17 protein-coding genes and 2 pseudogenes are annotated in these 22,892 nt (G+C 39.2%); 11 read left to right on the top strand and 8 right to left on the bottom strand.

The window, feature by feature from the left end; genetic code table 11:
- The 7 genes and pseudogenes from ataA to GJV03_RS19020 form a co-directional block, all read left to right on the top strand.
- Window positions 1-3,096: pseudogene (gene ataA / locus GJV03_RS19050) on the top strand (trimeric autotransporter adhesin AtaA); the annotation flags it as partial.
- Window positions 3,097-3,158: 62 nt separating this feature from the next.
- Window positions 3,159-3,953, top strand: a complete 795-nt coding sequence (locus GJV03_RS19045) for an OmpA family protein (protein WP_154130843.1) — start codon at window positions 3,159-3,161, stop codon at window positions 3,951-3,953.
- Window positions 3,954-4,476: 523 nt separating this feature from the next.
- The gene (locus GJV03_RS21835) at window positions 4,477-4,707 is read left to right on the top strand and encodes a hypothetical protein (RefSeq protein ID WP_252720746.1); all 231 of its coding nucleotides are present in this window, start codon (window positions 4,477-4,479) and stop codon (window positions 4,705-4,707) included.
- 359 nt (window positions 4,708-5,066) lie between these two features.
- Window positions 5,067-6,896 (top strand): dihydroxy-acid dehydratase, encoded by a 1,830-nt coding sequence (gene ilvD, locus GJV03_RS19035; protein ID WP_004718884.1) that lies wholly within the window; start codon window positions 5,067-5,069, stop codon window positions 6,894-6,896.
- Window positions 6,897-7,144: 248 nt separating this feature from the next.
- On the top strand, window positions 7,145-8,485 hold the full coding sequence (locus GJV03_RS19030; RefSeq protein WP_105713944.1) for a hypothetical protein: 1,341 nt from the start codon (window positions 7,145-7,147) through the stop codon (window positions 8,483-8,485).
- Window positions 8,478-8,768: a chorismate mutase gene (locus GJV03_RS19025; protein WP_016539541.1), complete on the top strand. Its 291-nt coding sequence runs from the start codon at window positions 8,478-8,480 to the stop codon at window positions 8,766-8,768. The genes GJV03_RS19030 and GJV03_RS19025 overlap by 8 nt, the downstream gene beginning before the upstream one ends.
- 52 nt (window positions 8,769-8,820) lie before the next feature.
- Window positions 8,821-9,198 (top strand): surface-adhesin E family protein, encoded by a 378-nt coding sequence (locus tag GJV03_RS19020; protein WP_004718881.1) that lies wholly within the window; start codon window positions 8,821-8,823, stop codon window positions 9,196-9,198.
- A gap of 171 nt (window positions 9,199-9,369) precedes the next feature.
- On the opposite strand, the gene GJV03_RS19015 is transcribed toward GJV03_RS19020, so the two are convergent.
- The gene (locus GJV03_RS19015; protein WP_154130842.1) at window positions 9,370-10,767 is read right to left on the bottom strand and encodes a glutamine synthetase family protein; all 1,398 of its coding nucleotides are present in this window, start codon (window positions 10,765-10,767) and stop codon (window positions 9,370-9,372) included.
- A gap of 209 nt (window positions 10,768-10,976) precedes the next feature.
- Between GJV03_RS19015 and GJV03_RS19010 the strand changes: the two genes are divergently transcribed.
- Window positions 10,977-11,720 carry a sulfite exporter TauE/SafE family protein gene (locus tag GJV03_RS19010; protein ID WP_154130841.1) on the top strand — a complete coding sequence of 248 codons (744 nt, stop codon included), beginning with the start codon at window positions 10,977-10,979 and terminating at the stop codon, window positions 11,718-11,720.
- 141 nt (window positions 11,721-11,861) lie between these two features.
- Here GJV03_RS19010 and GJV03_RS19005 read toward each other — a convergent pair whose 3' ends face one another.
- Window positions 11,862-12,767: a LysR family transcriptional regulator gene (locus GJV03_RS19005; RefSeq protein ID WP_096732446.1), complete on the bottom strand. Its 906-nt coding sequence runs from the start codon at window positions 12,765-12,767 to the stop codon at window positions 11,862-11,864.
- A gap of 317 nt (window positions 12,768-13,084) precedes the next feature.
- Between GJV03_RS19005 and GJV03_RS19000 the strand changes: the two genes are divergently transcribed.
- Entirely contained in the window at window positions 13,085-13,774 is a 690-nt protein-coding gene (locus GJV03_RS19000) for an aspartate/glutamate racemase family protein (RefSeq protein WP_262782121.1), read from the top strand.
- Between the two features lie 72 nt (window positions 13,775-13,846).
- On the opposite strand, the gene GJV03_RS18995 is transcribed toward GJV03_RS19000, so the two are convergent.
- The 4 genes from GJV03_RS18995 to ribF form a co-directional block, all read right to left on the bottom strand.
- Entirely contained in the window at window positions 13,847-14,332 is a 486-nt protein-coding gene (locus GJV03_RS18995) for a peptidylprolyl isomerase (protein WP_004818226.1), read from the bottom strand.
- Window positions 14,325-14,864, bottom strand: a complete 540-nt coding sequence (gene lspA, locus GJV03_RS18990) for a signal peptidase II (protein ID WP_004718873.1) — start codon at window positions 14,862-14,864, stop codon at window positions 14,325-14,327. Before lspA ends, GJV03_RS18995 begins: the two co-directional genes overlap by 8 nt.
- Window positions 14,857-17,697: an isoleucine--tRNA ligase gene (gene ileS / locus GJV03_RS18985; RefSeq protein WP_004718871.1), complete on the bottom strand. Its 2,841-nt coding sequence runs from the start codon at window positions 17,695-17,697 to the stop codon at window positions 14,857-14,859. Before ileS ends, lspA begins: the two co-directional genes overlap by 8 nt.
- Before the next feature lie 61 nt (window positions 17,698-17,758).
- Window positions 17,759-18,760, bottom strand: coding sequence for a riboflavin biosynthesis protein RibF (gene ribF, locus GJV03_RS18980; protein ID WP_004718869.1), 1,002 nt, complete (start codon window positions 18,758-18,760; stop codon window positions 17,759-17,761).
- A gap of 207 nt (window positions 18,761-18,967) precedes the next feature.
- Here ribF and GJV03_RS18975 point away from each other — a divergent pair, with 207 nt between their 5' ends.
- Complete coding sequence (locus GJV03_RS18975) at window positions 18,968-20,098, top strand: TDT family transporter (RefSeq protein ID WP_151957664.1); 1,131 nt, start codon at window positions 18,968-18,970, stop codon at window positions 20,096-20,098.
- 180 nt (window positions 20,099-20,278) lie between these two features.
- Window positions 20,279-20,995: a nucleotidyltransferase domain-containing protein gene (locus tag GJV03_RS18970; RefSeq protein ID WP_154130840.1), complete on the top strand. Its 717-nt coding sequence runs from the start codon at window positions 20,279-20,281 to the stop codon at window positions 20,993-20,995.
- Between the two features lie 49 nt (window positions 20,996-21,044).
- Here the strand turns inward: GJV03_RS18970 and GJV03_RS18965 are convergent, their stop codons facing one another.
- Window positions 21,045-22,346 (bottom strand): solute carrier family 23 protein, encoded by a 1,302-nt coding sequence (locus GJV03_RS18965; protein WP_004718863.1) that lies wholly within the window; start codon window positions 22,344-22,346, stop codon window positions 21,045-21,047.
- Between the two features lie 313 nt (window positions 22,347-22,659).
- Window positions 22,660-22,892 (bottom strand): annotated as a pseudogene (locus GJV03_RS21645) (hypothetical protein); the annotation flags it as partial.

Genomic DNA, 22,892 nt, shown 5'->3' with positions numbered 1-22,892 from the left:
AGCTTAAGTACAGGTCTTACTAATACTGGCTTTGGCTTAAAAGCAGCAGATGGTAATACGGTTAACAAGAAGTTAGGCGAAGCAGTTGAAGTTGTCGGTGCAGACAGCAACATCACTACGAAGGTTGCAAATGGTCAAGTTGCGATTGAGTTAAATAAAAACCTCAATAACTTAACTGGTATTACAGTGAACGATGGAACTGATGGTACAAATGGTTCTACAGTGATCGGTAAAGATGGCATCTCAGTTAAAGATGGTTCAGGCAATACTATTACAGGTGTAGATAACACAGCATTGACAGTTAAAGATGGTAGTGGCAACACAGAAACTAGCATCAACAAAGCGATCAATACTCTGAATGCATCGCAAGGTGAGACTGATAAGTTTGCAGTGAAGTACGACAAGAATGCTGATGGTAGTGCAAACTATGACAGCGTAACTCTTGCAGGTACAGCTGGAACCACAATCAGCAACGTTAAAGCGGGTGCTATTAACTCTACATCAACAGATGCAATCAACGGTAGCCAATTACACGGTGTTGCAGATAGCGTTAAAAATGTGATTGGTGGATCAACCACAATTGATGCAACGACAGGTGCAATCACCACCAATAACATTGGTGGTACAGGTTCCAACACAATTGACGGTGCAATCAATAGCGTTAAAGATTCAGCAACCAAAGCGAAGAGCACAGTTACAGCAGGAGACAATGTTGTAGTAACTGCTGGTACCAATGCAGATGGTTCAAGTAACTATCAAGTTGCGACAGCGAAAGACGTAAACTTCGACAAAGTGACTGTAGGTAATGTTGTTGTTAATAAGACAAGTGACACAATTGAAGGATTGAGTAATAAAGATATTACTGCTGGTGATTTTGCAACTAAAGGTAGAGCTGCGACTGAAGAACAATTGAAGCAAGCTGTCACGAAAAATATCACTGAAGTTGTGGATGGTAATGGCAACAAAGTGAATATTATTGACCAAGTTGTAAATACAAAACCTGACAATAAGAACCAAGATTCATTGTTCTTAACCTATGATAAGCAAGGTCAGGAGACCACAGATCGCTTGACGATTGGTCAAACAGTACAGAAGATGAATACAGATGGTATTAAGTTCTTCCATACCAATGCCGATATGTCGAAAGGTGATTTGGGAACAACCAATGACTCAAGTGCGGGTGGTTTAAACTCTACAGCGATTGGTGTAAATGCAATTGTGGCAACGGGTGCAGACAGTGCTGTTGCATTAGGTCACAATACAAAAGCTGAGGGCAAACAATCGATTGCAATTGGTCAAGGTGCTGAGGCACTAGGTACACAATCAATCAGTATTGGTACGGGCAACAAAGTGAAAGGTAACCATTCTGGTGCGATTGGTGACCCGACTATTGTTGATGGTGCGAACAGTTATTCTGTGGGTAATAATAACCAAGTGCTTACAGATGATACTTTTGTACTTGGAAACAATGTGACCAAAACAGTTGCAGGTTCAGTCGTGTTAGGTAATGGCTCAGCAGCGACGACTGGTGCAGGTGTTGCGGGTTATGCGTTGTCAGCTGCAACAAGTGCAGACAAAACAGCGATTAGCAATACAACATCAACAACTGGTGTGGTAGCAGTTGGTGATGCGGCAAGCGGCATTTATCGTCAAATTACTGGTGTTGCTGCGGGTAGCGCAGATGCTGATGCTGTAAACGTAGCGCAGTTAAAGGCTGTTGGTAACCAAGTTGTTACCACTCAAAACGCACTTGTAAATGGTTTGGGTGGTAATGCGAAGGTCAATGCTGACGGCACCATTACTGGACCAACTTATAATGTTGCGCAAGGTAATCAGTCGAATGTTGGTGATGCATTAACAGCATTGGATAAAGCTATTGGTTCTGCAGCAACAACATCTAAAACGACTGTTTCTAATGGTCAGAATATTGTTGTGAATAAGAGCAAAAATGCTGATGGTTCAGACAACTATGAAGTATCAACAGCAAAAGATTTAACAGTTGATTCTGTGAAAGCAGGTGATACGGTTCTCAATAATGCTGGAATCTCAATTGGTAATAATGCGGTTGTGATAAACAACACAGGATTAAGCATTGCCGGTGGACCAAGTGTAACGGTGGCAGGTATTAATGCCGGTAATAAAACAATTACCAATGTGGCAAATGCTGTAAATGCTACAGATGCAGTTAATAAAGGGCAGTTAGATAGCGCAATTGGTAATGTGAATAATACTGTGAATGAGCTTGCCAATAATGCTGTTAAATATGACGATGCATCAAAAGACAAGATCACACTCGGTGGTGGGGCAAATGGCACAACTCTTACCAATGTAAAAGATGGTACAGTTAGTCAAAGTTCGAAAGATGCTGTAAATGGCGGTCAATTGTGGAATGTTCAGCAACAGGTTGATCAAAACTCAACTGATATTAGCAATATCAAAAATGATATTAACAATGGTAGTGTCGGCTTAGTTCAACAAGCAGGTAAGGATGCAACAGTTACAGTTGCGAAAGATACTGGTGGTACCAGTGTGAGTGTGGCGGGTAAAGATGGTAACCGTGTTGTGACAGGTGTTAAAGATGGGGCAGTGAATGCAACATCAAAAGATGCAGTCAACGGTAGCCAATTGAATACCACCAACCAAGCAGTTGTGAATTATCTTGGTGGCGGTGCAGGCTATGACAATATTACGGGTAGCTTCACTGCACCTACTTACAATGTAGGTGACTCTAAGTATAACAATGTCGGTGGTGCAATCGATGCATTGAACCAAGCGGATCAAGCATTGAATAGCAAAATTGACAATGTCAGCAACAAGTTAGACAACGCTTTCCGTATTACCAATAACCGGATTGATGATGTTGAGAAAAAAGCCAATGCGGGTATTGCAGCAGCAATGGCACTTGAATCAGCACCATATATTCCAGGTAAGTATACCTATGCTGCAGGTGCGGCATACCATGGTGGTGAGAATGCGGTAGGTGTGACCTTACGTAAAACTGCAGACAATGGACGTTGGTCGATTACAGGTGGTGTTGCGGCAGCATCTCAAGGCGACCCAAGTGTTCGTATTGGTATCAGTGGTGTAATTGACTAATCACGAGACGAGGAAGATCGAACGGTCTTCCTTTTTCTTCGCAAATTTTTAAGAGAGAAAAAATGAAAGCATTTAACAAAAAAATTATGTTCAGTGTATTCAGTGGTCTTGTGATGTCATTGAGTCATGCTGCTGAAGTTGAAACATCAAATACCCAAGAAATTCATTTTCCTGAAGTGAAAGACAGTTATTTAAAGCAAGTGAATCGTTATGAATATGATGACGTGGCACGTTTAGATAAAGGTTTAAGCAAAGATCAGATTCGCCATGTTTTGGGGAATCCACAATTTTCTGAAGGCCTTTTTGCTGTTAAAACTTGGAACTACGTATTGGATGTTCGAGAGCCGAGCTCAAATCAATATAAACGTTGCCAGTTGCGCATAGACTTTGATAAGCACTACCGTTCAGAAAATCTATATTGGAAAGGTGAACAGTGCCAAGGTCTGATGGCTTGGGGCATCAATAACCAATCCGCGACAGAACAAACGGCTCTATCCCCTACAGGCCAATCAGCCAGTGTTTTATTCTATTTTGATCATTCAGATAAAAGCGGGGTAAAAAATCCTGAAGTGATTAGCAAAATTGCCGATCAAATTAAGCAAGCTGATGGGAACAGTAAGATTTTTGTTGCAGGTTATACTGACCGTTTAGGTTCTTTCCCGTATAACCAACGTTTATCAGCAGCGAGAGCCAATACCGTTGTAGATTTGTTGAAACAACAGGGAATTCCTGCTGATCAAATTCAATTCTCAGCAGAAAATAAAACTGACGTGTATCAGAAATGCAATGGAATGAACAAAAAAATTCAATTGGTCGAATGTTTAGCACCTAATCGCCGAGTAAACATCACTTGGTAAAACTGAATGCATAATCAAATGAATTCAGTTTGAAAGAAGGTGCTTATTCTTCACATAGGTTGAGTTTTATTGCATGCAAACGCCCGATGAATTTCATCGGGCGTTTTAAATTGTTCACAGTTATGGCTTATACAATGATGATTTGTTTTGAAATAAATCATAAACAACCAGATGTGATCGATTGCCAAGTTGACTAATCCAGAAACATCAACAACACACTTTTTAAAGAAAGTGTTTAATCAAATTTTTTGATGAAACGCTTTAAAAAGAATAAACCTATTCATTTAACTTAGCTCTAAAATCTAATTTGAATGTATTGAGATAAAAATGATGAAGAAGATAGTATTAGCGTTGCTTGGGTTTGGATTTGCTATACAAACACAAGCCTTTGATAAAACTCAGGTGAATTTGACCAAGGATTTTTGGGGGAACTTGGACAGTGTATAATGCGAAGGCCCAATATACCGAAAGCTATTAATTTACTCAGCATGACCAATTTACCTACACCACAAAGCAAAAGCGAATGACAGGTGATTTTGCAATATTAAGAAATGAAAATGCTCAGGCTTTGGATGTTTTAGCCATGAAAGTTAAGTTAGACAACAAAAAAGCCGGTTGTGGTGGTGCGCCTGTGGATTATAGTAATACTGATATCCGGTTAAGTTTAAAATGGATATCTGCCAAAACAGCGGAGCTTTGTACAGACCGTGAAGGCAAACAATGTACAGGCTTATATTTGATTAAACAGAAATAATCTGTGCAAAAATGAATGAACGGGCTTCTTTTTGAAGCCTTTTATAAAATAAAATTTAGTGAATTTTGTTAAATGATAAATATTTTTTATTAAAAAATAAAAAATTATTCATAGAAGTTTTGTATTTTATCCAACACGATAGCGTTATATTAAATTCTAATGTTTTATTTATCTATAAAGCTTGTTGGAATATCAATAGACACGTCTTGTTTAAAAAAAGATCATGCTCAAGATCATTGGTTATATGCTAAGTTATAGTATGATGTGTTCATATTTCGACTGATTTATTGCTATATCAGTTTTATTTAGCCAGAGTGAATTGATATTCATTTCAAGCTCAAACAATGTTGGAAATACAAATGCCTGACTATCGTTCAAAAACATCGACACATGGAAGAAATATGGCTGGTGCACGTGGCTTATGGCGTGCAACAGGAATGAAAGATGAAGATTTTGGTAAACCGATTATTGCGGTAGTCAACTCATTTACTCAGTTTGTCCCTGGTCATGTGCATTTAAAAGACTTAGGTCAGCTGGTTGCTGAACAGATTCAAGCAGCGGGTGGTGTGGCAAAAGAATTCAATACGATTGCAGTCGATGATGGTATTGCAATGGGGCATGACGGCATGCTGTATTCATTGCCTTCGCGTGATTTGATTGCAGATTCTGTTGAATACATGGTCAATGCGCATTGTGCAGATGCCATGGTGTGTATTTCTAACTGTGACAAAATCACACCAGGAATGTTAATGGCGGCAATGCGTCTGAACATTCCTGTGGTATTTGTGTCTGGCGGCCCAATGGAAGCGGGTAAAGTTAAAATCCGTGGTACAGAACATGCGATTGATCTCGTTGATGCAATGGTGGTTGCTGCTGATGATAGTTTTACCGATGAAGAAGTAAAACAATACGAGCGTTCAGCTTGCCCAACTTGTGGTTCATGTTCAGGTATGTTTACAGCCAACTCAATGAACTGTTTGACAGAAGCCCTTGGTTTATCTTTACCGGGTAATGGTTCAACTTTAGCAACCCATGCAAATCGTCAAAAATTATTTGAAAAAGCCGGTCAATTGATTGTTAAGTTGGCAAAGCGCCATTATGAACAAGATGACTACACCATATTACCGCGTTCAATTGCGACCAAAGCATCTTATGAAAATGCGATGACGCTAGATATTGCAATGGGTGGTTCAACCAATACCGTATTGCATTTATTGGCTGCGGCACATGAAGCAGGTGTTGATTTTACCATGGACGATATTGATCGTTTATCGCGTAAAGTGCCTGTGTTGTGTAAAGTTGCGCCTGCAAAACAAGATGTCCATATGGAAGATGTCCATCGTGCAGGCGGTATCATGTCAATTCTAGGTGAATTGGATCGTGCAGGCCTATTGGATACATCAGTCTATACCGTACACGAAAATACGTTGAAAGATGCCTTAGATAAATGGGATATTATTCGTACCGAAGATCCAGAGGTTTACGAGTTCTTCCGTTCAGCACCAGGCGGTGTTCCGACTCAAACAGCATTTTCACAAAACCGTTATTATCAAACTTTAGATGGTAACCGTGAAAAAGGTGTGATCCGTAATGCTGAACATGCATTCTCTAAAGACGGTGGCTTGGCTGTACTGTACGGAAACATCGCTGTAGATGGTTGTATTGTAAAAACTGCGGGTGTAGATGATTCAATCCTGAAATTTAATGGTACGGCTCGTGTCTTTGAAAGCCAAGACGCTGCTGTAGATTCAATTCTTGGTCATGAAATCAAAGCTGGTGATGTGGTTGTCATCCGTTATGAAGGTCCACGCGGTGGTCCGGGTATGCAAGAAATGCTTTACCCAACCAGCTATCTAAAATCGAAAGGCTTAGGTAAAGAATGTGCTTTACTTACAGATGGTCGTTTCTCTGGTGGTTCTTCAGGTCTTTCCATTGGTCACGTATCGCCAGAAGCTGCTGAGGGCGGTGTTATTGGATTGGTTGAAGATGGTGATTTGATTGAAATCGATATTCCAAATCGTACAATTCATCTCGCTGTTGATGATGCAACCTTAGCTGCACGCCGTAAAGTTCAAGACGAAAAAGGTTGGCAGCCAGCTGAAGAACGTCCACGTAAGGTTTCAAAAGCATTAAAAGCTTATGCTATGCATACCACCAGTGCGTCGAAAGGTGCGGTGCGTGAAATCTAAGCGTTAAAATAAGATTCCCAAACAAAACAAAAGCACTCATGAATTGGGTGCTTTTTATTGCATTGACCTAACGATTTAAATTTTATCGAGTTTTGGGATATTGATCATTCAGATTCAAATTGTTATAAGTTTTGTTATGACTGGTTAGAATTAATTTTCTCAGCATCACCCGTGAATGAATGGTATGCTTGAGCGAGTTTCAATCAGATTTTCTTTTATTTTTCAGTGCTTATTTCGAGGCTCTACGCATGTCACTGTTACGCCGTTGGTTTGATCCAATCCGATCGAGTTGGTTTTACCAAAAGCCGATTCGTCAAGAGGTGTTATCTACGGAACAGGGACTGAGTATTTATCTGCGTTTAGATGATGTTTATAGTTATCTTGCTGTACAGCAACTGACCCAATTGGAAGATCTTTTAAGTGATGATTTAAAGCCACTTAAGGTGATTATTTCCAATACCGCAGCAGAACCCCCCAATGGCATGACTATAGAGGAATGGCGCAATTATAGTTTAGAAGACGCCAAAATCTTAGCCAATCAACATCGCTTTAGTTATGATGATGAAAAACCAGAACAACCAACTCAAGAAGCATTACAACAAGCGGAAACAATCCTTAGAAATACACCGCTGACCGGTCAAAATTTTCTTTATTTACTCGAAGATGTATTCCATATGCTGTGGCAACAGCAGTATGGCAAATTGCGCACTTTATTCGTGATGGCTAGTCAGCATCAAAAACCACAAAATTTTCCAGAACGTGTTTTTGGTCAAAGCCCAATTTTAGAAAGCTATTTTGAATTTGGTGGACGTAAATATCATGCAGTGGATGATTTATTACGGTTGACTCGTCGTTTAAAACAACAAAAATTATTGATTGATAACCCTATTTTTCTGATCAATCACATTGAATGGCGTGAGCATTTGATGAGTGATGCGGAAGAGCTGGCGGAAATTCAGGCCATGCATCCTGAACTTGATTTATATATTGCCTTAGAAGACCCAATCAGTTGGTTATTATTGGCATATATCAAAGAAGAACTCGCAAATTATTATAATATTCAATTGAACCTATTCCCACTGAGTTATCACGGTCGGGACTTTTTTGATTGGAGTTTGGCGACCCGTCTTTCCAAGCGTTCAGAAGTGAAATTTACCCCGTTCTGTCGTCCGACTGCTGAAAGTACCTTAAATATGGCAAAGCTTTATTACAGCGTACCAGAAGAGCAACGTGTAGATGTGATGTATGACATTTTACAAGCGGTTTGGACCAAAGGGCGTGATTTATCATTCAAGCCGCATTTACAGCAAATGCAACATGATTTAGGGATTGAAAATCTAACCGATACTGATGTTGAAGCTTTATTAGCAGCCAATGATCAGCAATGTGCAGAGAAGCATCAGCCTGATTTTCCTGTTTTAGAATTGCGTATTGAAGGAAAGCGTTACGTTTTTAATAGCCTATATCGGGTTTGGATGATTGAAAGTATTTTTAGTAATGTGTTAGAACAGAAGTATAAAGCCGAGAATGAGTTGGAACGCGCTCAACATCATATAGAAGCACAGGATGCAGAAAAAACAGATGATTAAAAAAGAGAAATGTGAATCATTAGAACAAGTACGTGATCGAATCGATCAGTTGGATCAGGAACTGATTGAGCTGATTGCAACCCGCCAATTTTATGTTGATCAAGCTGTCCGATTTAAACGTAATGTAGACGACGTACAGTCTCCAGAGCGTGTACAACAAGTAATTAATAAAGTACGTCAGAAAGCCATAGATGTTGGTACCAACCCTGATTTGGTGGAAATGCTTTATCGGGAAATGATTCAGCACTTTATCCAAAGAGAATTAAAAGAAATCCGTCCATAACGGTGATGTGATTTCAATTTCACCCATAAAAATATTTATTTTAGAGAACGGTATGAAAAAAATTATTTTAATCTGCATTACAACAATGTTGAGTCAGTATGCACTTGCAGAAAATTGGAAATTTATTGTCAAAGATGAGGATGGTAGTTTTTATCTAGACACCGATCGTATTGTGAAAAAAGACAAAACGGTTAATTATTGGGCTAAGTTTGTTGCTGATGCAGACAGTGAAGAACTGGATATGAAAAAAGGTGACTATACACTTTCTCATAATTTAGACCAATGTGCTGATCGTACGACAAATATCACTTTGGTTGAAGATTATAAAAAAAATGGTCAATTGATCAATAGCGATCCGCAAGATTCAGATCCAAGTGATATTGATGATGATGAAATTAATCTGGCATTTTTTAAAGTCGTGTGTAAATAGTTTCTAAATTGTTATTTATTTCAATACTTAAAGCATAATCAGCTTTAACGCAATTCAGTCTAAGCTGCTTAAAATCCCTTTTATATAAAAGGGATTTTTTTATTGATCACTGTTAATTTATGGTCATCATACTATTTTGATTTAAGGCATTAGAATTTTTAAATCAGCCCTTTATATGCCCCATTCCAATTCTGCATTTGTGATTTTATTGATGACAGATTGATATTCAAATTTTTTACATGCACACCATAATTGGATAAAATCTGAACCAAAATATTGTTTAAAGACTGTATGTTTTTCAAATAATTGCAGTGCTTCAAGCTGATGAGAGGGTAAGAAATGCTGTGAGTTGATCACTTTTACTTGTTGGATTGATTGAGGTAAATCCAGTGATGCATGTAAGCCATGCAGTACACCTGTCAGAATGGTTGCAACACACAAATAAGGGTTGACGTCTGCACCCGCAACACGATATTCCAAGCGTTGATTGTCCTGATCTGAACAGGGGATGCGAATGGCAACATTGCGATTATTGAAGCCCCAATTGGCTTCGAGTGGAACATGATTGCCAAGTTGAAATCTGCGAAATGCGTTAATATTGGGTGCTAAAATAGCCATGGATGCGGGCATTAAGTCAAGTAAACCTGCAATCACTTTGTGCATGATGGGGTTTGGATTTTTTAACTGATCTATTTTAAAAAGATTGTCTTGCCATTGGTTGCGTATGCTCATATGAAAGTGCATGCCACTGCCTGCTTTCGCCATATTTGGTTTCGCCATAAAACTGGCTTTTAAACCATGTTGCATCGCAATTTGACGAATCATTCGTTTAATACTCATGATGTCATCACACAGTTTTAAAATGTTGTCACTGTGCTGAATATTCAATTCAAATTGTCCAGAAGCACTTTCAGCTACAACACCTGTTAAATCAATATCTTGTCGTTTTGCTTCTAATTCAATTTGTTGAATGACAGTTTGAAAATTATGCGGAGTATCGACATCGAAACATTGGGTAGAAAGCGGATCAGGTTGGGGAGAAAACGGGGCATCTTGGATATTTTTAGACAAATAAAACTCGATTTCACCGGCCATCATTGGAAAATAGTGCATCTGATGCAGTGTCAATAAAATTCTTTTTAATATATTGCGAGGCTCAATCACACAATCTGAACCATCATCGGATTTCATGGTTAATAGCAGCTGGGCATGCTGATGGGGTTGATCTGCACAAGGCTTTAGACTGCCCAAGACGGGCATACATAAGCGATCGGGTTCCCCAATATATTTTCCCAGCCCACTTTCTTCAACCACTTGACCATCCAAGCTCATCGCATAAATAGACAACGGAAAATAACAGCCTTTCTGCAATTGGTGGAGGGCATTTACTTCAATACGCTTACCACGAAGATGACCATTGAGATCATGTAAGCAGATATCAATAAACTGGGTCTCTGGATAATCTTCTAAATATTGTTGAATTTCTTTGTTGAAATCATGCATGCCCTGATTTTCTAAGATCAGTGCTGTGGGGAATATTTTTGTAGAACTGGCAAGCGACATATTCATTGTGAATAGATCCAAATGAGGTAAAAAAATTATAGAAAGCTTGCTTACTTGAGTAACGTAAAATGATCGTAAATTCTTTTCTTAGACGCTTAACCAAAACACTCAACATCAAGCCTCAATTATTGCTTGAGGCTCTATCCTAAAAACAGTGATATTTCAAAGCAAAGCTTTGGCGTAGCATTGCCTCAGAATATTGAGGTAAAACGGACATGATGGGATTTGTAATTGGTGTATTTGCAATTGCAGGCATGATTAAAGGCACAATTGGTCTCGGCTTGCCTGCCGTTTCAATGGGACTTTTAAGCCTTGTGATTAGCCCATTCCAAGCCGCAACTTTATTGATCATTCCATCTATGGTGACCAACTTTTGGCAATTGTTTGCTGAAGGTCATGTATGGCGGTTGGTTCGCCGTTTTTATCCCTTATTATTGGGGATTATGATCGGTTCAATTTGGAGTGTTTTCCCAACTTTAGGGCACTCTAGTGGTGGTTTTCATAGTGAAGCATTACTGGGGGGAATGCTGGCATTGTATGGACTCTATGGTTTGTTTTCCAAACGTATGCCAAATCTTGCACCGCATGAAAAATGGCTTTCGCCAATCATTGGATATTTAGGCGGTGCTTTAACTGTTGCCACGGGAGTGGTGGTGATTCCTGTGGTCCCTTATTTACAATCTTTGCAGTTAAAGCGTGATGATTTGGTTCAATCTTTAGGTTTAGCATTTACCGTTTCAACACTGTGCCTTGCTGTTTTCTTACATCAAAATCCTGTTGAAGATACGCCAATTGATTATCAGTTATCTCTTATTGCTTTGGTGCCTGCACTAATAGGAATGTGGGTGGGAACAAAAATTCGTTATCGTATTCCAGATCAAAAATTTCGTAAAGTTTTCTTCTGTGGCTTGGTGATTTTTGGCTTATATTCAGTATTGCATCAATTTGGCGTGATCTAATTCGTGGACTTAAATGGCCGTTTAATCACGCTTTCCGCAAGTGTGAAGCTATGACCATATTGGGTAAACTGAAAAAATCAAAGCAGATGATAGTGATTTAGTTAGTTTTAAAAAATGAATATCAGCGTGGTGCTTAAGTCTTTAAGCTAAAATCAGTTTCGATTTTTGTGAAATTAAAAATTGGGCAAAGTGTTGATATGCTGTTGGAAGTTCATCAAAATTTTGAGCAGCCAATTGTAGTTGGCGTTTTGCCCATTCTCCAACTAGCTCAATTTGATCAAATGCATAGAGTTGATTGAGTCGCATTGCTGCCCGTTTGGGCATAATGGCAATGCCGACACCACTCGCAACCACTTGAGCGATCGCAGCAAAATTTGGCAATCTTAAACGATACTGAATTGCACAATTGAGCAATTTGGCTTGGTTTTCAATCGACTGCTGTAGAGAGTGATATTGCATTAAACCCACAAAGGCATAGTTCAGAGTATCGACCAGTCTGAGCTCTGTTCGCTGGCTTAATTCATGATTTGATGGACAAATCAGCACTAACGGATCATCTGAAAAGGCTAAAGTTTGTAATTGATGTGCATTAAAAAAGCTCGAAATTAAGCCGAGTTTTGCATTGCCTTTTTCAATGGTCTGAATAATTTCATTACTTTCAGCTTCCTGTAGATCAATCTGAATATGTGGGTTTTCAACTAAATACTGAGGAAGTAATAAGGGCAGATATTCACTTTGTGCAGATGAATTACACCACAAAGTCATCTGTGTGCTTAGACCTTTTGCGAAGGGTGACATCGCTTGTTCAAGCTGTTTACTTTGTTGTATTAGACGTAAAGCCTGTTCTGCAAAAGTTTGACCTGCAATTGTGAGTTTGACCCCAGAGGCATGGCGGGTAAAAAGGCTTGTGGCATATTGTTGTTCGAGTTTTTTAATACGTTCACTGGCTGCCTGTAGTGAAATCGACGAGCGTTCTGCGCCTTTGGTGAGGCTTCCTGTGTCCACGATATTGATAAACAGTTGCAAATCGAAGAAGTCTAGGCGCATGCGAATCATAAAGAGCTGAAATGAGATCAAAGTATAGCTGAATAATCATACAAATATGCGATATCGTGTAGATTGTTTCAGTGATGAGTAAGACGAGATTTAAATTGAAACAATGAAGGCTTGATTACGACGATATCGTACGATAGTCACTGGATATTTAAAGTGCTTGTATTGGAAAATATATGGGCTTGAAACAAAAGTAACTTGATTGATATTGATCATATGCCTGACTTGCTCAATTTTAGTCTAAAACGTAAACCATTTATGAAATATCAAAATACCCTAGAAAAGATGAAAATTCTAAGTGAGCAAAAAAAGTGAAAACGATTGGTTTATTAGGTGGAATGAGTTGGGAATCTACAGACTTGTACTATCAGCAGCTGAATAAAAGCGTTCAACAAAAATTAGGAAAATTACACTCTGCAAAAATTGTTTTAATCAGTGTTGATTTCGCTGAGATAGAAATATTACAGCGTCAAGGTTTATGGGACGATGCAGCACTGTATTTAAAAGAGAAGGCAATTCAGTTGGAGAAAGCAGGGGCAGAAGGGATCTTACTGTGTACCAATACCATGCATAAAGTTGCTTCTGCTATTGAAAGCTCGGTCTCAGTTCCATTTATTCATATCGCTGATGCAACAGCAAAAGAAGTTTTAAATCAGAATATTGGCAAAGTCGGTTTGTTAGGTACTCAATTTACCATGGAACAAGACTTCTATAAGCATCGGTTAGAAGAACAAGGCATCAATGTACTGGTGCCTAACCAAGCGCATCGACAGATGGTTCACAATATTATTTATGATGAATTGTGTTTAGGTGTGATCAAGGAAGAATCTCGTCAGAAATACATCCATATTGTTGAGCAGCTAATATTAGAGGGTGCTGAAGGCATTATTTTGGGATGTACAGAAATTTGTATGCTCATTGGAGATACTCAGTTTTCTGTTCCGCTGTTTGATACAACGTCGATCCATGTGCAAGCTGCTGTGGATTTTGCTTTGTCTTGACCTTTTTGAAGTGGGTATTTGTATCAATAAAAAAGCTCCCGAAGGAGCTTTAAATATTATATGAGCAAAGGCTTACATAATTTTCACACCTTGTTGACCCGCAGGAGTAACTTTGAAGATTTCTACTTCAAAAGTGATATTTTTACCTGCGAGTGGATGGTTGAAATCCACTTCAGTGATGTCTTCACCGACAGTTTTAACCACGCCAAATAGACTTTGTTTGGCTTTGTCTTCAAACTCAATCATGTGGCCTTCAACAGGGCGTTGTTCGAATTTTACTGTATCGAATTTTTGCACATTTTCAGAATTCCACGGACCGAAAGCATCTTCTGGTGGAAGGCTAACAGTACGACGGTCACCTGCACGAAGACCAAATAAGGCTTTTTCAAAACCTGGCAATAAACTGCCATCCCCGATCACTAAGCTTACAGGCTCTTCACGGCTACGTGTGTTATCAATTTCAACACCACTTTCGATAGCAACAGAAAAATGCAGTTCTACTTTTGAGCCATCCGCAACACGCGTTTCGTCATTGGGGTTAATCATTTGTTCAGTCATTTTGCGCTTCCGCACGTTGAATACGATGCTTTTCTAAAAAGAAGGTATCAATTAACAATAAAATCGTACCGAGAGTGATCGCACTATCGGCAATGTTGAATGCAGGAAAACTACTGCCTTGGTAATGCAAATGAATAAAATCGACCACATAACCTAATGTCACACGATCAATTAAATTCCCCAATGCGCCGCCAAGAATCAATGCGATTGCAGCAGGTAAGATCAGCGTGGTTTTTGGCATACGCATAAGCCAAAAAATAAAGATGATCGATACAACGCCTGCAAGGCCTGTGAATAAATAATGCTGCCAACCACCCGCATCAGACAAGAAGCTAAATGCTGCGCCGTAATTATGCAGTAATGTCCAATTTAAGAAGGGCAGTACAGGTACAGGTTGAGCATAAGTCAGCTCTGCACTTGCAATATTTTTTGTCCATTGGTCAATGATAATGGCAAGGACAGAAAGTCCAAGCCACATCAAATTATGCGGATAAAACTGTAATAAGCCCTTTTTATTTTGCGGATTAGGCATATTTTCTCTCTTCACCTTGACCTGTAGGAAGGTTAATAATACAACGAGAACAAAGCCCTGGATGTGCATGATGTGTATTCACATCTGGAAGGACATGCCAGCAACGTGCACATTTTTCGCCTTCAGCAGCAGAAACTTTAACACGTAGGCCTTCAAGCTCTGTTGCTTCACCTTGCTCAGCGTAGTCATAAACAATTGCTTGAGAGGTGATCAAGACAAAACGAAGCTCATCGCCCAATTGCTTCAAGACGTTTTGTAGGTCTGTATTTGCCCAAAGTTCAACTTTAGCAGACAGGTTACTACCGACTAATTTCGCATTACGCGCTGTCTCAATCTGTTTATTAACCGCAGATTTGACTTCAATTAAGGTTTGCCAATCTGCTTCAGAGATCAAGTTGGTGCTTGATGCCACTGGAATATCATACCAATGCGCTGTAAATACATATTTTTCAGTTTGCTCTGGAATCAATGGCCACGCTTCTTGTGCTGTAAAGCTCAAGATAGGGCTCATCCAACGAACAAAGGCTTGAACCAAATGATACAACGCGGTTTGAGCAGAATGACGTGCTGTTGAATCAGCTTTAGTGGTGTATTGGCGGTCTTTGATGATGTCTAAATAGAAACCACCCAAATCATTGATACAGAAACTGGTCAAAGCATTGGTGACGACATGGAAGTTCATATCTTCATAAGCTTGTTGAATGGTTTTCTGTACATCTGCTGCACGTTGTAAGATGTATTGATCCAATGCAATCAATTGGTCTACAGGTAACGCATCTGTTGATGGTTTAAAGCCGTTCAAGTTTGCCAATAAGAAACGTAAAGTATTACGAATACGACGATAGCTGTCACTTACACGGCTAAAGATTTCGTTACTTGCGGCAATTTCATAACGATAATCGCTTGATGCAACATATAAACGTAAACCATCAGCACCTAACTGCTTGATGATGTCTTCAAGTGGGATAAAGTTACCCAATGATTTTGATAATTTACGACCTTTTTCATCCACGGTAAAACCATGCGTAAGCAGGGCTTTATAAGGTGCGCGTTTATGGATCGCAATCGACGTGAGCAATGAAGACTGGAACCAACCACGATGTTGGTCAGAACCTTCAAGATATAAATCAGCAGGATCTTGCAGTTCTGCACGTTCACGCAATACTGCATAGTGCGTTGTACCTGAGTCAAACCATACATCGAGTGTGTCACGAACAGCATTGTACTGTTCAGCATCATCACCGATAAATGCTTTGGCTTCACGGTTATACCAACCATCAATGCCTTCTTTTTCGATGAGCTTCGCCACATCTTCAATGAGCTCTGCGGTACGAGGATGCAATTCATTGGTGTCTTTATGTACAAAGAATGGAATCGGCACACCCCAAGTCCGTTGACGAGAGATACACCAGTCTGGGCGGCCTTCAATCATTGACTTGATACGGTTTTTACCCCAATCAGGGACAAAGTCGATGTCATTTTCAATCGCATTTAAAGCATCTTGGCGTAACCCATTCGCATCCATGCTGATAAACCACTGTGGGGTTGCACGGAAGATGATTGGTGTTTTATGACGCCAGCAATGTGGGTAACTGTGCTTAATTGGCAGATGCGCCCAGAGTTTGCCAGCATCTGTTAATGCTTCAATAATTTTTGGATTGGCTTTATAAATGTGCTCGCCTGCAAAAAGAGGCGCAGTCGGTAAATATACACCATTACCACTTACAGGGTTTTCTACTTTTAAGTTATAGATTAAGCCAACTTTATAATCGTCCACACCATGTCCAGGTGCAGTATGCACAGCACCTGTACCACTGGTTGCGATGACATGTTCACCTAAAATTACAGGTACTTGACGATCTACAATCAATGGATGTTGTAATTGTAAGTTTTCGAGCGTCGCACCAACAAAGTCAGCCAATACTTTTGGTTGTTCAAGTTTGTAACGTTCACATGCAGATTCAACTAAATCTTTGGCTAAGATTAAGTTTTGTGTGCCACGCTCAGACTGAACTTCCACCAATTGATAGGCAATATCTGCATGTAAGGCAACTGCTTGGTTCGCGGGTAATGTCCACGGTGTCGTTGTCCAAATCACGATATCTGTTGGATTACTAACGCTGACACCAACTTTTGCAGACAAATCAGCAAGATCTACAACACCGAAACCCACATCAATTGCATCAGATTTTTTATCTTCATATTCCACTTCTGCTTCAGCAAGTGATGATCCACAATCCATACACCAGTTCACTGGTTTTAGACCAGGTTCGATATGGCCTGCTTTGGCAATTTCACCGAGCGCGCGAACAATATCTGCTTCTTGTTTGAAGTTCATGGTGAGATATGGATTATCCCAATCTCCAAACACGCCCATACGAACAAAGTCTTTTTTTTGTAATTCGACTTGGGTATATGCATATTCACGGCAGGCTTTACGGAAAGTCGATGCGTCAACTTTTACGCCAACTTTACCGATTTTTTCTTCGACTTTGAGCTCGATTGGTAGACCATGACAGTCCCAACCTGGAACATAAGGTGCGTCAAAATCATCTAAAGTGCGACTTTTAACAATAATGTCTTTTAAAACTTTATTGACGACATGACCTAAATGCAATGAACCATTTGCATATGGAGGACCGTCATGCAGAATATATTTTTTCTTGCCAATACGCGAAGCACGAATCTGCTGATAAATGTTGTCGGCATACCACTCTTCTAACCATTTTGCTTCACGTACTGCGAGATTTGCTTTCATTGCAAATTCAGTACCTGGTAGGTTTAGCGTGGCTTTATAATCCACTGCATTTTCAGAAGTTTGCTTATCGCTCATGCAAGTTGTCATCCAATATTATCAGCACCATTGCTGACGCGTTTTACAATAAAAGTTTAAGTTAAAAAGGAAATTTGGGGGTGTTTTTGCGAAACTCAAGCAAACGCTCGACATCATCATCAATTCCCGCCTGAAGCGCTTCAAGTGATGGGTAATTTAATTCACCATGTAAATAGTCGAGGAAAGTGACCCGCATTAACAGACCATACAGATTAGCAGAAACATTTGGAAAATGTACTTCTAATCGCCATTCTGGATGTTCTTGTTTGATTGCAGGGCGTGTTCCCACATGGCCCGCACCAAATAACGCATCTGTTTGATAACCAGCAACACCGATTTTATCGGGGTTCTCAGCTTTGACTTTCTGTGTCAATGAGGTGCTTTCGCAAATAACATCAACAGCATAAATACCACTTAAACAGGGTTTATGACGGCCAAGTCGAACATTGATGGTTGGAAAATTCAAAGTACGACCAATTTGATCACCATATTGCACACGACCAATCATGCTGTATGGACGACCCAATAATTTTGCTGCAAGTGATAAGTCACCCGCTTGGAGAACTTGGCGAATACGGGTTGAACTGACACGTTCGCCATTAAATTCAATGGTATTGAGATTGGTGACATCAAAACCATATTGTTTTAAAAATTCACTATTGCCTTGACGGTCTTTGCCGAAGTGAAAATCATCACCTAAGATCAAACTTTGCGCATTGAGTTTGTTTTTTAACAGGCTTGCAAAGTTTTCTGCACTTAAGCTACGGAATTGATTATCAAATTTAGCGATAGCAATATAATCGACACCCAATTCAGATAAATATTCTACTTTTTCTCTGAGTGATGAAATCCGTGGTGGTGCTTCATAACCTTTGAAAAACTCTAAAGGTTGCGGCTCAAAAATCATCACCAAGGTTTTTAAATTTTGGGCTTTAGCCACTTCTTTGAGTTGAGAAACCATCGCCTGATGTCCCAAATGGACACCATCAAAATTGCCAATCGTCACAGCGGTTTGGGGCAATTGAAAATTTGGTGCTAAGGCATTTAGACGTAACAGCTGCATGGTTTCAAAATAAGCTTAAAATTTGAAAGGACTATATATTGCCATAATCTCACAGTTTCGTCTTTGTTGTTGTGTTTTTATCCAGAAAAAAATGACTGAGAATACTTTTATATCAGTAAAATTGATTCATTTTATGAAATTAAATCAATTTTATTTATTAAAGGATGCTTTTATAATCAATTTATCTGCTGAAATGAGGATGAAGCGATGAAAAAGCCATTTTACCAACTTGAACAAACAGGTGATGTGATTCGACAGTTTACGCCAAACTGGTTCACCATGACCATGGGAACAGGGGTTGTTGCACTGATCTTGCCTGAGTTTCCGTTTGCATCTGATTTTTTATGGCAGCTGGCAACTATTTTATGGCAGTTCAACACACTACTGTTTACTGTATTTATCATACTGTATGTTCTACGCTGGCTCATCTATCCTCAAGAAGCGAAGCAGATTTTTTCCCATCCCGCAATGGCACTCTTTTTAGGTGCAATTCCAATGGGGTTGGCAACGGTACTAAATGGCTTTTTAAAATATGGCATACCTATGTATGGTGATGTTGCGTTCCAAATTGCGCAGTTGTTGTGGTACGTCGATGTAGTTTTAGCGGTGGGTATCGGGGTGCTGGTACCATTTTGTATGTTCCATAAACAAGATCATCAATTGCATACAATGACTGCAATGTGGTTATTGCCAATTGTGGCCTGTGAAGTTGCAGCAACATCAGGCGGCTTACTTTTAGCGCATATGCATGCTAGTCAACAGGCAGTGGCTATTTTATTCGCCAGTTATATGCTGTGGGGGATGTCTGTATTGCCTGCTTTTGGGATTCTCACCATTCTGATGTTACGTTTGGCTGTACATCAATTGCCGAGCAAAGAGTTGGCAATTACGAGCTGGTTAGCTTTAGGGCCAATTGGTACAGGTGCATTGGCACTGTTGGTTCTAGGTGCTCAGGCTCCTCAAGTTTTGGCATTGATTCAGTTAGAAAATTTAGGTGTGTTCTTTCAAAATGCTGGGATTGTGGCAAGTTTTATTTTGCTTGGCTTTGGTGTGTGGTGGGTTGCAATCGCAGTTCTAACCACACTCAAACATGCGGCAACCGAGCTACCATTTAATCTCGGTTGGTGGGGGCTAACTTTCCCACTGGGTGTATTTACCTTGGCAATATTGAGTTTAGGTCACCAATTGCATCTCAGTTTTATTGTAGATACAGGCTTAGCATTTGCTGCAATTTTGATGATGTTGTGGGTGATGGTGATGAGCAAAACTTTGCGGGGAATGTATCAAGGGAATTTGTTTTTTTCTCCTTGTTTAAAGACTTTTTTAGAACGTGAATAAACAGAAAACCTTGTTGGTCAGTCTATAAAATAATCATTAAGAACCCATGATAAAATCGCCCAAGCCCAATTGTCTATTGATTACAGTTGGGCTTTTTAATATTGAAATACAAAATAAATGCTATATAAGCAGTATGATGTTGGTTTGAGAAAATTTAAAAATGGATGAATGTTTCAATCAATGAGGATTCAAAAAGCATTTCAGCCCGTGCTAGAAGAGGTGATTAACGCTTTTAGTCGCAGCTTTGCCGAAGATTTACATAGTATCTATGTTTATGGCAGTGTCGCTCAAGGCATTGCAATTATCGGTCAATCAGATTTAGACCTTTGTGTTGTTTTTAAAAATAAACCTAAAAATTTAAATGAAACGATTGCTGAAATAAGCGCAAATCTTAAGGTTTTACACCCATTTCTGCCTAAAGTTGATGTCGATATTGGTTTTCTAGACGAGGTTTTAAATGAGCATTCCCTACAAAGTTGGGGAGCATGGATCAAATTCTTTTGTCAGCACATTTATGGAGAAGATTTATCTGCGCTTTTTAACGATGTTCAGATTGATCGAGATGTAATTAAGGCGATAAATAGTGGTTATGATGCAGATATACAAGGTTATTTACGTATATTAGATGCATCTGATCAAACAGCAAAAGAATTAATCAACCTTAAAAAATCTTTAATTAAACGGATAATACGACTGCTCCCTTTGACATTGAACAATATAGAAGGATGGCCAGGCAATTTAAACGATACTGTGGCACAAGCGATAGATGTATATCCTGAACAAAAAGCAGCGTTTCAATACTTGTTAAAAGAACTTGATCATCCAAATGTAGCGAGTAAGACCTCGCTCCAAGAAATAAAAAACGTTTATTTGTGGGTAGATGCTCACATTATATAAAATAAAAAAAAGCAGCCTTTTGGCTGCTTAAAATAGGTTCAATTTATAATTATGATTTATCTTTTAAGCTAAAGAACCAGTTGAGAATCAATGCTGCAAACGTTGCAGTACCAATACCACCCAAGTTGAAATCACCAAATTGAAGGGCAAAGTCACCTGTTCCTAAAATGATTGTTACTGCGGCAACCATCAAGTTTTTATTTTGAGAAAAATCGACTTTATTTTCAATCCAAATCTTCGCACCTGCAATGGTAATTAAACCAAAGACCACGATTGAAGCACCTGTTAAAATCGCCGTTGGAATGGTATGAATAACTGCGCCAAATTTAGGTGAAAACCCTAAGAAAATTGCAAAAATACCAGCAATGACAAAAACAATCGTAGAATAAACACGCGTAACGGCCATTACACCAATATTTTCACCATAGGTGGTCATACCAGGTGCGCCGACACCACCAGAAAGCGTGGTTGCAATACCATCTGCAACAAAAGCTTTACCAATTTGTGGATCTAGGTTTTCGCCAGTCATGGCACTGACTGCTTTGATATGACCCAAGTTTTCTGCCACTAAAATTAAAGCAATCGGGGCAATAATTAACATTGCATTGAGATCAAAAACAGGTGAATGGAAAGTGGGTGTACCAAACCATGCGGCTTGTTGAATAGGCGTGAAATTAATCGGTGTTCCATTTCCCATTACATTTGCAACAATGAAATAGATCAAATAAGCCAATAACAACCCAACCAAGAGCAATAAGCGTTGTAATAGCCCTTTTGTGAATACAGCAATTGAACCCATACACAGTACAGTGACCAAGGCCATCCACATATTAAAGTCATTGCCAGCGACACCTTTCACCGTAACAGGCGCAAGGTTTAAACCAATGATCATGACCACTGCACCAGTCACCACTGGTGGCATGAGTTTTTCAATCCATTTGGTCCCCGTTGCCATGACGAGCAAGCCGAACATTGCATACAACACACCACATGCCATGATCCCGCCAGCTGCAACAGCTAAATTTGCATTTGGTGTACCTGTACCTGATGCAGCATAGCCAGTAGCGGCAATTACGACCCCAATAAAGGCAAAGCTTGAACCTAGGTAACTTGGAACACGACCACCCGTAACAATAAAGAATAATATGGTACAAATCCCTGACATTAAAATGGCAAGGTTTGGGTCAAAGCCCATTAAAAAGGGTGCGAGTACAGTTGCACCAAACATGGCAAATGCGTGTTGAATCCCTAAAACGACACTTTGCGCAGGAGGTAAATACTCATTGGTACCGACAGGTCTTGCATCAATGCTGCCAGAATAAGGACGCCATTTGGGAAACCAGTTGGACATAAATTGAGCACTCAAAAAACAAATTGGACACATCATACGCTTTCTTTTCGAGAGTTTTAATCATTTTAGTCAAACTAAGCACTTGCATTTATTAGGGAAAATTGATGTTTTGTACCATTTGGTCAAATAATTAAATAATGTTAGTGCGTAAAATCAAAGTATTAAAAAAAATAGATATAAAAAAGAAGAATAATTCAGGATTTTGTAACTGCTTAAATTTTTTCCATTCAAATTGAGATTTTTTTGCAATTGTTGATGAATTAGGCATTTTATTTGTGTGAAGTTGCTTCTAAATTAATAGTTTCATTTTTCGTTAGCACTGATTCAACGTTCTTCTGTTTATATACTTTATATAATTTTGAAGTTCTTTTTCTAACTCGACAAGATTTTTATTATTAATCATATGCTTCTCATATTTTGGAATTTTCGACTTTAGAGTTCCTTCATTATTTAAAACAGTATAACTATAATTTTCTCTGTAACCTGTTAAAAATTTTGAATTGAAAAAATATAATATTGTCTCAGTTCCATATACTCCAGAATCAC

Source organism: Acinetobacter sp. RIT698, assembly GCF_009668065.1.
GTDB lineage: Bacteria > Pseudomonadota > Gammaproteobacteria > Pseudomonadales > Moraxellaceae > Acinetobacter > Acinetobacter guillouiae.
This window is presented reverse-complemented; position numbering and strand designations above follow the sequence as displayed.

What these genes read in the sequence shown, in the direction of transcription:
- GJV03_RS19045 (WP_154130843.1), top strand. Translation starts at nt 3,159, where the DNA reads ATGAAAGCATTTAACAAAAAAATTATGTTCAGTGTATTCAGTGGTCTT.
- GJV03_RS21835 (WP_252720746.1), top strand. Translation starts at nt 4,477, where the DNA reads ATGACAGGTGATTTTGCAATATTAAGAAATGAAAATGCTCAGGCTTTG.
- ilvD (WP_004718884.1), top strand. Translation starts at nt 5,067, where the DNA reads ATGCCTGACTATCGTTCAAAAACATCGACACATGGAAGAAATATGGCT.
- GJV03_RS19030 (WP_105713944.1), top strand. Translation starts at nt 7,145, where the DNA reads ATGTCACTGTTACGCCGTTGGTTTGATCCAATCCGATCGAGTTGGTTT.
- GJV03_RS19025 (WP_016539541.1), top strand. Translation starts at nt 8,478, where the DNA reads ATGATTAAAAAAGAGAAATGTGAATCATTAGAACAAGTACGTGATCGA.
- GJV03_RS19020 (WP_004718881.1), top strand. Translation starts at nt 8,821, where the DNA reads ATGAAAAAAATTATTTTAATCTGCATTACAACAATGTTGAGTCAGTAT.
- GJV03_RS19015 (WP_154130842.1), bottom strand. Translation starts at nt 10,767, where the DNA reads ATGAATATGTCGCTTGCCAGTTCTACAAAAATATTCCCCACAGCACTG.
- GJV03_RS19010 (WP_154130841.1), top strand. Translation starts at nt 10,977, where the DNA reads ATGATGGGATTTGTAATTGGTGTATTTGCAATTGCAGGCATGATTAAA.
- GJV03_RS19005 (WP_096732446.1), bottom strand. Translation starts at nt 12,767, where the DNA reads ATGCGCCTAGACTTCTTCGATTTGCAACTGTTTATCAATATCGTGGAC.
- GJV03_RS18995 (WP_004818226.1), bottom strand. Translation starts at nt 14,332, where the DNA reads ATGACTGAACAAATGATTAACCCCAATGACGAAACGCGTGTTGCGGAT.
- lspA (WP_004718873.1), bottom strand. Translation starts at nt 14,864, where the DNA reads ATGCCTAATCCGCAAAATAAAAAGGGCTTATTACAGTTTTATCCGCAT.
- ileS (WP_004718871.1), bottom strand. Translation starts at nt 17,697, where the DNA reads ATGAGCGATAAGCAAACTTCTGAAAATGCAGTGGATTATAAAGCCACG.
- ribF (WP_004718869.1), bottom strand. Translation starts at nt 18,760, where the DNA reads ATGCAGCTGTTACGTCTAAATGCCTTAGCACCAAATTTTCAATTGCCC.
- GJV03_RS18975 (WP_151957664.1), top strand. Translation starts at nt 18,968, where the DNA reads ATGAAAAAGCCATTTTACCAACTTGAACAAACAGGTGATGTGATTCGA.
- GJV03_RS18970 (WP_154130840.1), top strand. Translation starts at nt 20,279, where the DNA reads ATGAGGATTCAAAAAGCATTTCAGCCCGTGCTAGAAGAGGTGATTAAC.
- GJV03_RS18965 (WP_004718863.1), bottom strand. Translation starts at nt 22,346, where the DNA reads ATGTCCAACTGGTTTCCCAAATGGCGTCCTTATTCTGGCAGCATTGAT.